Origin of the sequence: Mycobacterium sp. 1245805.9 (genome assembly GCF_001672915.1) — a bacterium.
GTDB lineage: Bacteria > Actinomycetota > Actinomycetes > Mycobacteriales > Mycobacteriaceae > Mycobacterium.
In genome coordinates this window covers 20,491-34,078 of the sequence record NZ_LZKR01000127.1, presented here as the reverse complement: position 1 = coordinate 34,078, position 13,588 = coordinate 20,491, and the positions used below count along the sequence as shown (strand labels likewise).

Here is a 13,588-nt window from a genome sequence, read left to right as displayed (position 1 = left end):
GTTTTACTCGCCACCGCGCCGACTTTCGAGGGGTGCGCAGGCGAAAGCCCCTTGAGACGACCGCCCGCCCACCTCGTAAGGTGACGACATGCAGAAGGCGCGACTGATCCACCACCTCCGCCAAGCAGCGTCCCTCGTGGTCACCGCAGTAACGGCCACGTCCACCCTCAACGCCTACCGCCCGCTGGCGCGCAGGGGGTACCTGTCGCTGTTCTCGTGGTTGTTCGGCCTGGTCGTCACCGAGTTGCCGCTGCAGACGATGGCCAGCCAACTCGGCGGGCTGGCGTTGACGGGGCGCCGGCTCAACCGGCCGGTGCGAATCCTCGCCTGGCTGGTGGCGGCCGTCTCGGCGGCGGGCCTGCTGAACTTCAGCCGCGCCGGCCACCAGGCCAACGTGCCGCTCTCCAAGGTGCTCGACGACGGCCTGGGCCCGTCTCGGCGCACCGACTCGGCCGACCTGTGGCGCCGCCCCAAGGGCCCCGGCATCGCCAAGGCGCCGGGAGTGCTGCGCATGATGCGGATCTACCGCGACTACGCGCACGACTCCAACATCAGCTACGGCGAATTCGGCAGCGCCAACCACCTGGACATCTGGCGCCGCCCGGACCTCGACCGAAATGGCAAGGCGCCGGTGCTCTTCCAGATCCCCGGCGGCGCCTGGACGACGGGAAACAAACGCGGACAAGCGCATCCGCTGATGAGCCACCTCGCCGAGCTCGGCTGGGTCTGCGTCGCGATCAACTACCGGCACAGCCCACGCAACACCTGGCCCGCCCACATCGTCGACGTCAAACGCGCCCTCGCCTGGGTCAGACAACACATCGCCGGGTACGGCGGCGATCCCGAATTCATCGCCATCACCGGCGGTTCGGCCGGCGGCCACCTGTCGTCGCTGGCGGCGCTGACGCCCAATTACCCACAGTTCCAACCCGGATTCGAGGACGTCGACACCCGGGTGCAGGCGGCCGTGCCCTTCTACGGGATCTACGACTTCACCCGCCTCGACGACTCGCTGCACGCCATGATGCCCGGCCTGCTCATCAAATCGATCATCAAGCAACGGCCCTCCACGCACCTCGAGACGTTCAAAGCCGCGTCGCCGATCCATCACGTAAACCCCGACGCTCCCCCGTTTTTCGTGCTGCACGGCAAGAACGATTCGCTGGCCTTCGTCGAGCAGGCCCGCGCGTTCACCGGCAGGCTGCGCGAGGTCAGCAACCAGCCCGTCGTCTACGCCGAATTGCCTTACACCCAGCACGCTTTCGACATCTTCGGCTCGGCCCGCGCGGTGCACGCCGCCGTCGCCGTCGAGCAGTTCCTGGCCGAGGTCTACGCCAGCACCCGGGCCACCACGTTCGCGACCATGGCCTCCGGCTCCAACTGAACCCCCACCGCGCTCAGCTCCCCGCCGATGGCGAGCGACGCTACGCCGTGCACCAGCGCCCACAGCGGCGCGGCCACCGACCGCGCGTCCTGACCGTCGACAATCCCGGCCTCCTGGCACGCGACGATCGCGTCGACGAGGTCGCCGAACGCCTGCTCGCCCGCGACCGCCAGGTCCGGGTGCGCCGCCTTTGACAGCTCCGCACCGAACATCACCCGGTAATGGTCCGGATGGGCGACGGCCCAGCGCACATAGGCGCGGCCGAGCTCGACCAGCCGGGCCTTCGGGTCGGCCACGGCGACCGCCGCTAGCTCGTCGTGCAGGTCGCGGAAGCCCTGTTCGGCGACGGTGGCCAGCAGCGCGGCCTTGTCGGCGAAGTGCCGGTACGGCGCCGCGGCGCTGACCCGCGCGCGGCGCGCCGCCTCGGTCAGCGTGAAGCCCTTCGGCCCCTTCTCCGCCACCAGCGACAGCGCGGCGCTGGTCAGCGCCCGTTTGAGGTCGCCGTGGTGGTAGCTATCGCGTCGTGCCGACGCAACCGAACGTGCCATGTTGACGACATTAACATTCGAGCGTATGTTAATGCTATTCACATCCCACGAAGGGACAGGACCCATGACCACCACAACCTTCGCCCGCGCCGGCGACCGCGACCGGCAGAAGACCGCGACGAAACTGGGCCAGGCGCTCGCCCAGGGCTACCTGCAACTCGACGAGTACGACCGCCGGCTCCAGGCCGCCTTCCAGACCCAGACCGCCGGGGAGCTCAAGCAGCTCGTCGCCGACCTGCCGCTGGATCGCATCCGGCGCGCCGACTCGGGCCGCCGCGCCGCCCGCAAAGCCGCGGCCCGCGCGAGCGTCCGCATCCACCTCGCCGCATTCCTCGCGATGACTACGGTCGTTCTCACCGTCTGGGCGGCGACGGGCATGGCATACTTCTGGCCGATCTGGCCCATCCTCGGCGCGGGCATCGGCCTCGTCAGCCACGCCCTGGCCGTCCGGCCGGTCACGAAAACAGTTAGTTAGCAAGGGGTTTAGCGATGTCGACCGCAGTGATCACCGGCGCCAGCTCCGGGCTGGGCGCAATCTTCGCCGAGCAGCTCGCGCAACGCGGCCACAGTCTCGTGCTCGCCGGCCGCGACGAAAACCGCCTCAAAGCGGTGGCGCAGCAAACCAACCCGGACGCCGAACTCGTCGTCGGCGACCTCGGCACCGAGGACGGCGCCAACGACCTGATCGCCCGCCTGGCCGGGAAAGACGTCGACGTCCTGGTCAACAACGCCGGGTTCGGCACCTACGGCCCGTTCGCGGAGATCGACGCCCAGCGCGAGCACGAGCTGGTCGCCGTCAACGTCGACGCGCTGGTGCGGCTGACCCACGCCGTGCTTCCGGGCATGCTGGCCCGCGGTCGCGGCGGCATCCTGAATGTCGCCTCCACCATCGCCTTTCAGCCCGGCCCGTATCAGGCCACCTACGGCGCCTCGAAGGCGTTCGTGCTGTCGCTCAGCCAGGCCCTGTGGGCGGAGACCCGCAAATCCGGTGTCACCGTGACGGCGCTCTGCCCCGGCCCCACGCGCACCGGGTTCGTCGACGCCCTCGGCGAAGACGTCTCGCACACCGCGGTCTATCGGCGCCTCTCCCCGCCCGAACCCGTCGTCGCCGCCGGGCTGAAAGCCCTCGACAAGGGACGCCCCGTCGTCGTACCCGGGTGGCGCAATCGGTTCACGTCCACCTTCGCGCGCCTGGGGCCCGGTTCGATCTCGGCGCGCGTCGCCGGGCGGATGCTGCGGCCCGCGAACGCCTAGCCGAATATCGGGAAGCGCCGCTTGGCGGCCAGCGCGTCCAGGCCCTTCTGCATCAGTCCGCGCACCAGCGCGTCGAGGTGCTCGACGTCGGGCGAAGCGCCGAACTCCCTAGCCACGTCGATCGGCTTCAACACCTCGGTGACGATCTTGGTGGGCAGCGGCACATTGACCGGGGCGAGGACGCTCAGCCCGAACGGCCACCCGAAAGTTATTGGCAGGATGTCGGTTCGGAAGTGCTTGCGCTCGAACTTGGTGAGCCGAAGCAGACGCGACAACCAGGTGCCGCGGCTCAAGTACAGCTGGCCCTCCTGCCCGCCGATGGATACCGCGGGCACGATCGGCACCCCCGCCTCCAGGGCCGTGGTGACATAGCCGGTCCGGCCGCCGAAGTTGATCACGTTCTCGCGCATGCTCGGCCGGTAGACGTCGAAATCGCCGCCGGGGAACACCAATACGACGGCGCCGGAAGCCAATGCCCTGGCGGCGTTTTCGCGCGTCGCGCGAATGACCCCGGTGCGGTTGAGGAATTCGCCCGCCACCCCGAATAGCGTGTCGAAACCGAGCGCGTAGAGCGGGCGCTCGTACCCGTATTTGTCGTAATAGTCGACGGCGAACACCGACAGGTCGAACGACGTCAGGCCGCCGGAATGGTTCGACACCACCAGCGACGCACCGGACGGGAGATTGTCCAGGCCGCGCACCTCGGAACGGAAATAGTGTTTGACGATCGGCCGGGTCAGCGCGACGACATGCTCGGTCAGGCCGCGATCCCATTTGTCGATGTCGGTCGTATCGGTGTGGCTGCCGCTCATACCCCGATGTTCAGCCGCCCCCACCGCGCCGAATAGGGCATTTGGTCAGCTCCGCGAAAGTCGCGACCAAAAAAGTGTCCGACCCGAGGTGCGTTCGCGCTCCTACCTGTGACAGCGGCTCATCCGGAGCGGCTTCAACCACCAGGGGAGAACATGACCAGCATCAGCACCGCACGACGGGCGCGCACCGCGGCGCTCACCACGCTCGCCCTCGCGGTCGGCGCCCTAGCCGCCACCGCGATCGGCTTGTCGCCCGCCGCCCATGCGGAGACGATCGAGCACTCGTGCACTACTAATCCAGGTGCTTACGCCGCCGGCGGGGTACGCGGCGTCTACAGCACGAAGAGAGTCGGCAACGACCGTGACGAGATTTGTTCGGTGTACGACGCACACGGCAAGCTGCTCACTGAGTACACCAAGGCCGACTACGGTTTCTACAACCGACGGGCGAACTTGCCGCCCGGGGCGACCTCGCCGCAGTAACCACCGCTCGTCAAGGTCGGCCCGTCATCCTGCGTGGGGTGGCGGGCCGACTACCGGGCCCGCTACGGCTTGGGCCGGACCCCGGCGGCGCGATACACGAACACCGGGTCGACCCGAAAGCGCAGCGACGTGGTGGGCAGCTTTTCCAGCACATCGGCGGGGATCTTTTTCCGATAGTTCAGCTTCATCGAGCCGGAAAACGCGGGATCGACTCCGTGCAAGTCGATTTCGATCCGCAACCCCTTTTCGGTGATGGTCACCCGCGCCGGCCCCTTGTCGCTGTCCCACGCACAGTCGACGGCCCGCAGCTTGGCGTCGCCCCGCGTGGGAAACGTGGCGACGATCCGCGCGACGCTGAAGCCGAACCCGCCCGAATAGCGAGATACGCCGCTCGCCGAATAGACGCCGGGCACGTGGCCGCTGAAGTGCCGGCTCACCCCCACCTTGCCGGCGGTGAAGATGACACCCTCGGCGTCGAGTTCTTCGCGCAGCTCTGCCGGCAACTTCCCGATCTCGGACCAATTGCGAAGAAAGCCAAACACAGTCAAGACCGTAGCCCGGCTCGCCCCCGCGCGCGCACTCGTTTGCCAGAGACGTTTACTGCACCGTCACGTTGGCCGTGTAGGTGCATGCCGTCTTCGAGTCCTTGCCGACGATGCTCGAGTACGCGGTGGTGATCGTCGTCTTCCCCGGTTTCAACGCCTCGAACGTCCACACCTCCGAGCCCGGCGCCCCCAGCGCGTCGGAGGTCGGTTGCACGAACGCGTGGCTGGTTTGCTTCACGACGCTCGGATCGCCGATCTTCGTGTTGATCGTCCACCGGTACGGGGTGGTGTAGTTCGAGCCCAGCCTCAGGGTCAGGGTGTGGCCGACGCCCAGCGTGACGTCCTGCGTGATGGCGTTCTGCTTCAGCACGTCGCCCATTGCGACCTCGAGGGTCTGGCTCGTCGGCGGGTTCCGGGACGCAAAATGGCAGCCCACGGCCGTCGAGCCCGCGAGCAGGGCGACTGCGAGGAGCAGCCTCGTCTTCAAGAAAATTCCCCCTTCGATTTCGCCTCAGCACCCTAATATCCCAGGCCCGAGTGAGCGCGGGGTGTCGCCGCAGGTAGAGGGAACGTGAGGTGCCGGGCTAACGCCCTGGGACGAACGAAAGGCGCGGCAGGTACGCGCGGATGGCGTCGCGGTACGGCCGCTCGCCGGCGGCGAGTTGTTCGCGGAGGTACTGCTCGAAGGTGATCGTGCCGTCGGCGTGCTCCGGGGCCAGCAGCCCGCCGGCGCGGATGCCGCCAGACACCTTGCCGGGCAACCGAATCGGCACGATGGGCCGGCGCTTGCCGACAATTGCCAGGTAGCTGCGGGCCAGGTCGTCGAGCGTGCGCGGCTGCGGGCCGGCGAAATCCGGCGCCCGCCCCTTCGGCTCGCCCAGCGCCAACCCCGCCAACCTCTCCCCCACGTCGCGCACGTCGACCGGTTGGAACCGAAGGCCCGACGGCAGCGCCATCACCGCCGGCTTGGCCAGCATGCGCAACAGGAAGGCGATCAGATCGTGAAACTGGGTGGCCCGCAGCACCGTCCACGGCAGGCCCGACTCGGCGATCGTGCGCTCGTTGGCGAGCATCATGCGATAGAGGGCGAACGGGACGCGGTCGATTCCGACGATGGAGACGTAAACCAGGTGCGGTGAGCCCGCCCGTTTCGCCGCCGCCACCAGCGCCTCGGTGGGGTAGACGCAGTGCACGATCGCGTCGACGCCGCCCACCGCCGCGTCCAGCCCCGCACCGGATTGCACGTCCCCGACCACATGCTCGACGTCGGCGCGCTGGTGCGGCCTTCGCCCGCGGCTCACCACCCGGACCTCCGCGCCCGCGGCCGTCAGCCGATCGACCACGACGCGCCCCACGGTTCCGGTGCCGCCGGTTACCAGGATTCGATTCGCCATGCCCTATGAACCGGGCAGACCCGCCGGATGTGACAACTGCTCGGCGATAAATCGCAATTTGTCGGGATTGGCCATCACCCGCAGGGCCGCGATCCGGTCGCCGGCGACCTCGAAGCACAGGACGCCGGCCAGGGTGTCGCCGTCGAACGCCAGCATCGCCGGTTCGCCGTTGACCTCGGCGACCTCGAGACGCGCCTGCGCCATGTTCCTGCCGAACACCCGCGCCACGTAGTTGGCCATCCGATCGCGGCCCGAGATCACGCGCCGGGCGGCCGCGACCTTGCCGCCTCCGTCGGCCGTCGACGTCACGTCGTCGGTCAGGATTTCGACGAGGCCACTCACGTCACCGGCGCGCGCGGCGGTCAAGAAGCGGTCGACGAGGCGACGCCACTGCCCCCGGTCCGGCTGGAACCGCCCACGGGGCTCCCCCAGCCGCTCCTTCGCCCGCCGGTACAGCTGGCGGGCGTTGGCCTCCGAGGTTTCCAAGATCTCGGCGATCTCGAAGTGGCTGTAGGCGAACGCTTCTCGCAGGACGAACGCGGCACGCTCGGTCGGGCCGAGCCGCTCCATCAGGCTCAGCAGCGCGATCGACACGGACTCGCGCTGTTCTGCGGTCTCGAGCGGGCCGAGCGTCCGGTCGTCGGTGAGCACCGGCTCGGGCAGCCACGGGCCGGGATACACCTCGCGGCGGGCGCGCGCCGAGGTGAGCCGGCTGAGGCACAGGTTGGTGACGGCCGTGGTGAGCCAAGCCGGCAACGACCGGATCGAATCCGCGTCGGCGCCGTGCAGGCGCAGGTACGCGTCCTGCACCGCGTCTTCCGCCTCGCTCGCCGAACCCAGCAGCCGGTACGCCAACCAGAACAGGCGCGGCCGCTGAGCCTCGAAGTCCTGCGCGACGTCGGTCACCCTGCCAGCCTGCCACGGGGGCTCGGCGTTTTGCGGCGCGCGTTTGCTGAACCTCGGGTAGCTTCTGTGCATGTTTGGCATCATCCGGCCCTGCCGTCATCGGCTCGGCGGCGAGCTCGCGGACGCCTGGCGAGCCCAGTTGTGTGGATTGTGTCTGGCTCTGCGCGACGACTACGGCCAGGTCGCGCGGATCGCCACCAACTACGACGGGTTGGTGGTCTCCTTGCTGGTCGAGGCGCAGTCGGCCGGTGAGCCGACGCGCCGCAAGGCCGGGCGCTGCCCGCTGCGCGGGATGCGGCGCGCCGACGTGGCCACCGGTGACTGCGTGCGCCTGGCCGCGGTGGTCTCGCTGGCGCTGGCCGCCGCGCGGGTGCGCGACCACGTCGACGACCGCGACGGCCTGGTCGGCGCGGCCGGGGTTCGCCCGGCGGCGCGGCGCATTGCCGAGCGCTGGGTGCGCCAGGGCACCGACGCCGGCCACACCCTGGGCTTCGACACCGGCGTGCTCGTCGCCGCGATCGACCGGCAGGCCGCGCTCGAGGCGTCCGCCGGCCCGGGCAGCCCGCTGCTGGCGGTGACCGAGCCCACCGAGACCGCGGTCGCCGAGGCCTTCGCGCACACCGCCGTGCTGGCCGGACGCCCCGGCAACGCCGCCCCGCTGCGCGAGATCGGGCAGCTGTTCGGCCGAGTGGCCCACCTGCTCGACGCGGTCGAGGACTATCGCGACGACGTGGCGCGCGGCAAGTGGAACCCGTTGGCGGCCACCGCAACTCCCGTCGAAGAGGCCCGCGCCCTGTGCGACGACGCGGCCCTGGGCATCGAGCTGGCGCTGGCCGACGTCGAGTTCACCGACGGGCGCCTGCCCCAGCGGCTGCTGACCAGCGAGGTGCGCCGCGCGATCAAACGCACCTTCAGCCAGGCCGGTTACACCGCGCAGAGCGGAACGCCGCGCGGCCAGCAGGAACCCATCAACTTCGGCAACCAGCCCGGTTCCTTTGAGCCCACGGACGAGGGCGAAACCCCCGACCCCGGGAAACGCAAGAAGGGCGGCGACGGCGGCTGCTGGTGCTGCTGCGAGACCTGCGAGTGCTGCGACGACTGCTGCTGCGATTGTTAGGTGACGGCCGCGAGGGCATCGACGCGTTCGTGAACAAGCGGGCCGCCAAGTTCGCTGAGTCCAAGCCGCGCAAGTCGGACCCGTCGGGCAGGATGGGCAGGTGTTTGCGCTCGTCCTGATCGTCGCGCTCGTTTCCACCGTCATCCTGGGAACGGTCATCGGCCGGCGCTACCGCGTGGGTCCGCCGGTCCTGCTCATCCTGCTCGGCGCGCTGCTGGGTCTGATTCCCCACTTCGGTCACGTGCATGTCGACGGCGAGGTCGTGCTGCTGTTGTTCCTGCCGGCGATCCTGTACTGGGAGGGCCTGAACACCAGCTTCCGCGAGATCCGGGCGAACGCGCGCATCATCGTCATCCTCAGCGTCGCCCTGGTGATCGCGACCGCGGCGGCGGTGTCGTGGACGGCCCGGGCACTGGGCATGGACCCGCACGCGGCGGGCGTTTTGGGCGCCGTGCTCTCCCCCACCGACGCCGCCGCGGTGGCCGGCCTCGCCAAGAAGCTGCCGCGCCGACAACTCACCGTGCTGAAGGCCGAGAGCCTCATCAACGACGGCACCGCGCTAGTGCTGTTCGCCGGCAGCGTCACGGTGGCGATCGGCGGCTCGGCGATCAGCCCGCTCCAGGTGAGCGGCCGGTTCGTCATCTCCTACCTCGGCGGTATCGCCGCCGGTCTGCTCGTCGGCTGGCTGGCGACCATGGTGCGCAAGCGAATCGACGCCCCGCAGGAGGAAGGGGCGCTGAGCCTGCTGACGCCGTTCGCGGCGTTCCTGTTGGCCCAGGCGTTCGATTGCAGCGGCGTGGTCGCGGTGTTGGTGTCGGCCCTCGTGCTCGCCTATTCCGGGCCGATCGTGATCCGCGCCCGTTCCCGCCTGAAGGCGTACGCGTTTTGGGACATCGCGACCTTCCTGCTCAACGGCTCGCTGTGGGTGTTCGTCGGCGTCCAGATCCCGGGCGCGCTGCGCGGCATCGCGGGCGTCGACGGCGGACTTCGCCACGCCGCCTACCTCGCCCTCGCCATCACCGGCGTCGTCATCGCGTCGCGGATCGTCTGGGGGGAAATCACCACACTGCTGATTCGCCTCGTCGACCGACGCGAGGCGCAGCGCGAACGCCGCGTCGCCTGGCGCCAGCGCTTCGTCGTCGCCTGGGCGGGATTCCGCGGCGCCGTGTCGCTGGCCGCGGCGCTCGCCGTGCCGGCGACCACGCTCAGCGGCGCGCCGTTCCCCGACCGCAGCCTGATCATCTTCATCGTCACGTTCGTCATCCTCGTAACCGTTCTCGCCCAAGGGATCACGCTGCCGGCCGTGGTGCGCTGGGCCAAGATTCCCCAGGACCTCACCTACGTCCAGGAACTGGAAATGGCCAGGACCCGCGGCGTCCAGGCGGCTCTCGACGCGCTGCCGACGGTCGCCGACGAAGTCGGCATCGGCGACGACCTGCGGCGGCGGCTGCAGAAGGAGTACGAAGAAAAGGCCGCGCTGGCCCAGGCCACCGAGGACGGCTCGGCCAACGGCCACCTCGTCAAGAAAAAGGAAAAGGTGCGGCGGGTGCGGCTGGGCGTGCTCGAACACAAGCGGCGGGAGATCACCGCCCTGCGCAACCAAAACCTCATCGACGACATCGTGCTGCGCGAGTTGCAGAACGAGATGGACCTCGAGGAAGTCCAACTGCTCGACGCCGCCGACGACGAGTAGCGCGCTCGATGCTGCAGACGGTCGCCATCCGCGGGTACCGCTCGCTGCGCGAGGTGATCGTGCCCCTGGGTCGGCTGTCCATCGTCACGGGATCCAACGGCGCCGGCAAGTCCTCGCTGTACCGCGCGCTGCGGCTGCTGGCCGATTGCGGGCGCGGCGAGGTGATCGGCTCCCTGGCCCGCGAGGGCGGGCTGCAGTCGGTGCTGTGGGCCGGGCCCGAGCAACTGGGCGGCGCCCGGCGCACCGGCAAGGCCCAGGGCACCGTGCGCACCCGGCCGTTGTCGCTCGAATTGGGCTTTGCCGCAGACGATTTCGGCTACCTGGTGGACCTGGGCATTCCGCAGATGGCGGGAATCGCGTCGGCCTTCGGCCGCGATCCCGAGATCAAGCGGGAAGCGGTGTTCGCCGGTCCGGTGCTGCGGACCGGAACCACGCTGGTGCGCCGCACCCGGAATCTCGCCGAGGTCAGCTCGGACTCGGGCCGCGGGTTCGACGAGCTGACCCGGTCCCTGCCGTCGTATCGCAGCGTGCTGGCCGAGTACGCGAACCCACACGCGCTGCCCGAACTCGCGGCCGTGCGCGAGCGGCTGCGCGGCTGGCGGTTCTACGACGGGTTCCGTGTCGACGCCGGGGCGCCGGCGCGGCAACCGCAGGTCGGAACGCGCACCCCGGTGCTGTCCGACGACGGCCACGACCTGGCCGCGGCGATCCAGACCATCATCGAGGCGGGATTCGACGACCTCGCCCGCACCGTCGCCGACGCGTTCGACGGCGCGACGGTCTCGGTCGCCGTGCACGACGGGGTGTTCGACCTGCAGGTGAAGCAGCGCGGCATGCTGCGCCCGTTGCGCGCGGCCGAATTATCCGACGGCACACTGCGATTCCTGCTGTGGGCCGCCGCGCTGCTCAGCCCGCAGGCGCCGTCGCTGATGGTGCTCAACGAACCCGAAACCTCCTTGCACCCGGAGCTGGTGCGACCGCTCGCGTCGCTGATCCGCGCCGCCGCCGAACAGACCCAGGTCGTGGTGGTCACCCATTCGCGTTCCCTACTGGAAGCCGCCGGCGACGCGGCGGTCGAGATCGAGCTGCACAAGGAGTGGGGCGAGACGCGCGTCGCCGGCCAAGGCCTGCTGACGACGCCGCGCTGGGACTGGGGCAAACGCTAAACGGCTAAACGACGGCGACGTTCGTGCATCAAGGCCGTGGACGCACACACTGATCCAACCGATAAATTGCCCAGCAGGCAATCTTGCCCACCGTGCAATTTTCCCGTACGTTGGTCAGCGTGACCGCCCCGTCCCTCGGACTGCGCGAGCGCAAGAAGGCCGACACGCGGCGCGCGCTCAGCGACGCCGCGCTGAGCCTGGCGTTCGAACGCGGGCTGGAAAACGTGACCCGCGACGAGATCGCCAACCTGGCCGGGGTGTCGCTGCGCACGTTCAACAACTACTTCAACGGCAAGTACGAGGCGCTCGCCTACCGGCAGACCGAGCGCATGCGCCGCAGCGTCGCAGCGTTGCGGGAGCGCCCCGCCGACGAGCCGCTGTGGACGTCGATCACCCACGTCGTGCTAGAGGCCATCGAGGCCGATTTCGGCGACGTCTACGGCGAGGAAAATCGGGTGCCCAGCCGCCGGGAGCTCGTCGAGGTCCGAAAGCTGCTGATGAACCCACAGATTCGAAATGCCGTGCCGCAGCAGCTCTTCGACGAATTCCTCGACGTGGTCGCCGAGCGCACCGGCACCGACCCCGAGCGCGACCTGTACCCGCGGCTGGTGGTGGCGGTCGTGCGGGCCGTCGGCGACGCGGCCACGGAGGCCTACGTGCGGGCGGATCCGCCCGTCGCGATCACCGACCTGATCCGCGAGGGCTTCGCCGCTGTCGAGGCGGGCCTGCCCGAACCCACCAAGCACGGAGGCAGACCATGACCGACGACCACGCCGACGTCGTCATCGCCGGCGCCGGCCCCAACGGGCTGATGCTGGCATGCGAGCTGGCGCTGGCGGGCATCCGGCCCGTCGTGCTCGATCCCCTGCCCGGGCCGAGCGCAGAGCCGAAGGCCAACGGCCTTGTCGGGCAGGTGGTTCGGATGCTCGACATGCGCGGCCTGTATCGGGAGTTCACCGGCGACCCCGATCCGCCACAGCCCTCCTACGCCTGGATCTTCGCGGCCATGATCCTGAACTTTGCTGCGGTGCCCGACAACCCGATGTACCTGCTGCCCATGCAACAGCCCCGGCTGGTGCGGCTGCTGGAGAAGCGGGCACGCGACCTCGGGGTCGACCTGCGCTGGGGGCACGCGCTCACCGGCCTGCGGCAGGAGCCGGAATCCGTTGAGGTGATGGTGGGTTCACCCGAGCGCGAGTACCGCATCGCCTCCCGGTACCTGGTCGGCGCCGACGGCGGACGCAGCCTGGTACGCAAGACGGTGGGCATCGACTTTCCCGGCGTCACCTCGGACACGGTCGGACGGCTCGCCCACGTGCATGTCCCCGACCAATTCCGCCGCGACGGGGGCATCGACGTCCCCGGGTTCGGCTGGCTTCCGTTCATGCACACGCGGTTGGATCGCGGTGGGGTGATCTATGCCGAATTCGAACCCGGCCGGTCAATGTTCGGCACCATCGAGTACAGGCCACCGGTCGAGGACAAACCGATGAGCCTCGACGAACTGCGCGACAGCGCACGCCGCATCCTCGGCGTCGACGTCCCGTTCGAGGAGCCGAAAGGCCCTGGGCCACATGCCCTTCGCCGGATCAACGGGCAGAACACCCGGCACGCCGAACGTTACCGCGACGGGCGGGTCCTGCTGCTCGGCGACGCGGCCCACGTGCACAGCGCCATGGGCGGTCCGGGCCTGAACCTCGGGCTGCAGGACACCCTGAACCTGGGCTGGAAGCTTGCCGCAGAGCTCAACGGATGGGCACCGCCCACACTGCTCGACACCTATGAGTCCGAGCGGCACCCGGTGGGCGAGCGCGTCATGATGCATTCGCTGGCCCAGATCGCGCTCATGGCGCCGGGCCCCGAAGTCGCCGCGCTGCGAACGCTTTTGGGCGAGCTCATCGCCATTCCCGACGCGGCCACCCACATGGCGCGCCTGCTGGCCGGCAACGACGTTCGCTACGACGTGGGCGACGACCACCCGCTGTCTGGCTGGCCCGTGCCCGAGCTCACGCTCGACGACGGCCGGCGGGTCACCGAGCTGCTGCACGACGCCCGCCCGATCCTGCTCGACCTCGACGGCGGCGTCGGCGCCGCGGCGCGGGCTTGGCTGGATCGCGTCGACATCGTCCGCGCGACCGCCGCCGACCCGCCCGCCGCGGCGCTGCTGCTCCGGCCGGACGGATACGTCGCCTGGGCGGCAGACACGGTCGGGACGGACGACGAAGCCGGCCTGCGCGCCGCGCTCGAGCGGTGGTTCGGACCCGAGTCGAGCGGCTAGCTGCGCCG

15 protein-coding genes are annotated in these 13,588 nt (G+C 69.6%); 9 read left to right on the top strand and 6 right to left on the bottom strand.

All coding sequences use genetic code 11. The annotated features are described in order from the left end of the window. Positions 1–88 precede the first annotated feature (88 nt). Positions 89–1,384 (top strand): alpha/beta hydrolase, encoded by a 1,296-nt coding sequence (locus A9X00_RS17940; RefSeq protein ID WP_067156167.1) that lies wholly within the window; start codon positions 89–91, stop codon positions 1,382–1,384. Here the strand turns inward: A9X00_RS17940 and A9X00_RS17935 are convergent. Further along, positions 1,330–1,932: a TetR/AcrR family transcriptional regulator gene (locus A9X00_RS17935; protein WP_067156165.1), complete on the bottom strand. Its 603-nt coding sequence runs from the start codon at positions 1,930–1,932 to the stop codon at positions 1,330–1,332. The two genes, A9X00_RS17940 and A9X00_RS17935, sit on opposite strands and share 55 nt — an antisense overlap. Positions 1,933–1,996: 64 nt before the next feature. Here A9X00_RS17935 and A9X00_RS17930 point away from each other — a divergent pair, with 64 nt between their 5' ends. Together A9X00_RS17930 and A9X00_RS17925 are read left to right on the top strand one after the other, a co-directional pair. Next, positions 1,997–2,407 (top strand): DUF1707 domain-containing protein, encoded by a 411-nt coding sequence (locus A9X00_RS17930; protein WP_067156162.1) that lies wholly within the window; start codon positions 1,997–1,999, stop codon positions 2,405–2,407. 14 nt (positions 2,408–2,421) lie between these two features. Next, positions 2,422–3,186, top strand: coding sequence for an SDR family oxidoreductase (locus A9X00_RS17925; RefSeq protein WP_067156158.1), 765 nt, complete (start codon positions 2,422–2,424; stop codon positions 3,184–3,186). Here the strand turns inward: A9X00_RS17925 and A9X00_RS17920 are convergent. Beyond that, complete coding sequence (locus A9X00_RS17920) at positions 3,183–3,998, bottom strand: lysophospholipid acyltransferase family protein (protein WP_067156155.1); 816 nt, start codon at positions 3,996–3,998, stop codon at positions 3,183–3,185. The two genes, A9X00_RS17925 and A9X00_RS17920, sit on opposite strands and share 4 nt — an antisense overlap. 153 nt (positions 3,999–4,151) lie before the next feature. On the opposite strand from A9X00_RS17920, the gene A9X00_RS17915 reads away from it, so the two are divergent. Further along, positions 4,152–4,481 carry a hypothetical protein gene (locus A9X00_RS17915; protein ID WP_067156153.1) on the top strand — a complete coding sequence of 110 codons (330 nt, stop codon included), beginning with the start codon at positions 4,152–4,154 and terminating at the stop codon, positions 4,479–4,481. A 62-nt stretch (positions 4,482–4,543) separates the two neighbouring features. Here A9X00_RS17915 and A9X00_RS17910 read toward each other — a convergent pair whose 3' ends face one another. The 4 genes from A9X00_RS17910 to A9X00_RS17895 all read right to left on the bottom strand — a co-directional run bounded on the left by A9X00_RS17910 (position 4,544) and on the right by A9X00_RS17895 (position 7,326). Continuing rightward, positions 4,544–5,023: a hypothetical protein gene (locus A9X00_RS17910; protein WP_067156150.1), complete on the bottom strand. Its 480-nt coding sequence runs from the start codon at positions 5,021–5,023 to the stop codon at positions 4,544–4,546. Positions 5,024–5,078: 55 nt separating this feature from the next. Then, the gene (locus tag A9X00_RS17905) at positions 5,079–5,513 is read right to left on the bottom strand and encodes a protease inhibitor I42 family protein (RefSeq protein WP_067156147.1); all 435 of its coding nucleotides are present in this window, start codon (positions 5,511–5,513) and stop codon (positions 5,079–5,081) included. A 97-nt stretch (positions 5,514–5,610) separates the two neighbouring features. Continuing rightward, positions 5,611–6,420: an SDR family oxidoreductase gene (locus A9X00_RS17900; RefSeq protein WP_067156144.1), complete on the bottom strand. Its 810-nt coding sequence runs from the start codon at positions 6,418–6,420 to the stop codon at positions 5,611–5,613. Between the two features lie 3 nt (positions 6,421–6,423). After that, complete coding sequence (locus A9X00_RS17895) at positions 6,424–7,326, bottom strand: RNA polymerase sigma-70 factor (RefSeq protein WP_067156142.1); 903 nt, start codon at positions 7,324–7,326, stop codon at positions 6,424–6,426. Between the two features lie 70 nt (positions 7,327–7,396). Between A9X00_RS17895 and A9X00_RS17890 the strand changes: the two genes are divergently transcribed. The 5 genes from A9X00_RS17890 to A9X00_RS17870 all read left to right on the top strand — a co-directional run bounded on the left by A9X00_RS17890 (position 7,397) and on the right by A9X00_RS17870 (position 13,580). Continuing rightward, the gene (locus A9X00_RS17890; RefSeq protein WP_067156139.1) at positions 7,397–8,443 is read left to right on the top strand and encodes a DUF5685 family protein; all 1,047 of its coding nucleotides are present in this window, start codon (positions 7,397–7,399) and stop codon (positions 8,441–8,443) included. A 100-nt stretch (positions 8,444–8,543) separates the two neighbouring features. Continuing rightward, complete coding sequence (locus A9X00_RS17885) at positions 8,544–10,136, top strand: Na+/H+ antiporter (protein ID WP_067156136.1); 1,593 nt, start codon at positions 8,544–8,546, stop codon at positions 10,134–10,136. A gap of 8 nt (positions 10,137–10,144) precedes the next feature. Further along, positions 10,145–11,302, top strand: a complete 1,158-nt coding sequence (locus A9X00_RS17880) for an AAA family ATPase (protein WP_067156133.1) — start codon at positions 10,145–10,147, stop codon at positions 11,300–11,302. 119 nt (positions 11,303–11,421) lie between these two features. Then, a complete protein-coding gene (locus A9X00_RS17875; protein WP_067156293.1) occupies positions 11,422–12,063 on the top strand; it encodes a TetR family transcriptional regulator in 642 nt (213 codons plus the stop codon). After that, positions 12,060–13,580: an FAD-dependent monooxygenase gene (locus tag A9X00_RS17870; RefSeq protein WP_067156131.1), complete on the top strand. Its 1,521-nt coding sequence runs from the start codon at positions 12,060–12,062 to the stop codon at positions 13,578–13,580. The genes A9X00_RS17875 and A9X00_RS17870 overlap by 4 nt, the downstream gene beginning before the upstream one ends. Positions 13,581–13,588 lie beyond the last annotated feature (8 nt).

Bases quoted from the DNA above. Each gene is read 5' to 3' on its own strand.
- A9X00_RS17940 (WP_067156167.1), top strand. From the start codon at position 89: ATGCAGAAGGCGCGACTGATCCACCACCTCCGCCAAGCAGCGTCCCTC.
- A9X00_RS17935 (WP_067156165.1), bottom strand. From the start codon at position 1,932: ATGGCACGTTCGGTTGCGTCGGCACGACGCGATAGCTACCACCACGGC.
- A9X00_RS17930 (WP_067156162.1), top strand. From the start codon at position 1,997: ATGACCACCACAACCTTCGCCCGCGCCGGCGACCGCGACCGGCAGAAG.
- A9X00_RS17925 (WP_067156158.1), top strand. From the start codon at position 2,422: ATGTCGACCGCAGTGATCACCGGCGCCAGCTCCGGGCTGGGCGCAATC.
- A9X00_RS17920 (WP_067156155.1), bottom strand. From the start codon at position 3,998: ATGAGCGGCAGCCACACCGATACGACCGACATCGACAAATGGGATCGC.
- A9X00_RS17915 (WP_067156153.1), top strand. From the start codon at position 4,152: ATGACCAGCATCAGCACCGCACGACGGGCGCGCACCGCGGCGCTCACC.
- A9X00_RS17900 (WP_067156144.1), bottom strand. From the start codon at position 6,420: ATGGCGAATCGAATCCTGGTAACCGGCGGCACCGGAACCGTGGGGCGC.
- A9X00_RS17890 (WP_067156139.1), top strand. From the start codon at position 7,397: ATGTTTGGCATCATCCGGCCCTGCCGTCATCGGCTCGGCGGCGAGCTC.
- A9X00_RS17880 (WP_067156133.1), top strand. From the start codon at position 10,145: ATGCTGCAGACGGTCGCCATCCGCGGGTACCGCTCGCTGCGCGAGGTG.
- A9X00_RS17870 (WP_067156131.1), top strand. From the start codon at position 12,060: ATGACCGACGACCACGCCGACGTCGTCATCGCCGGCGCCGGCCCCAAC.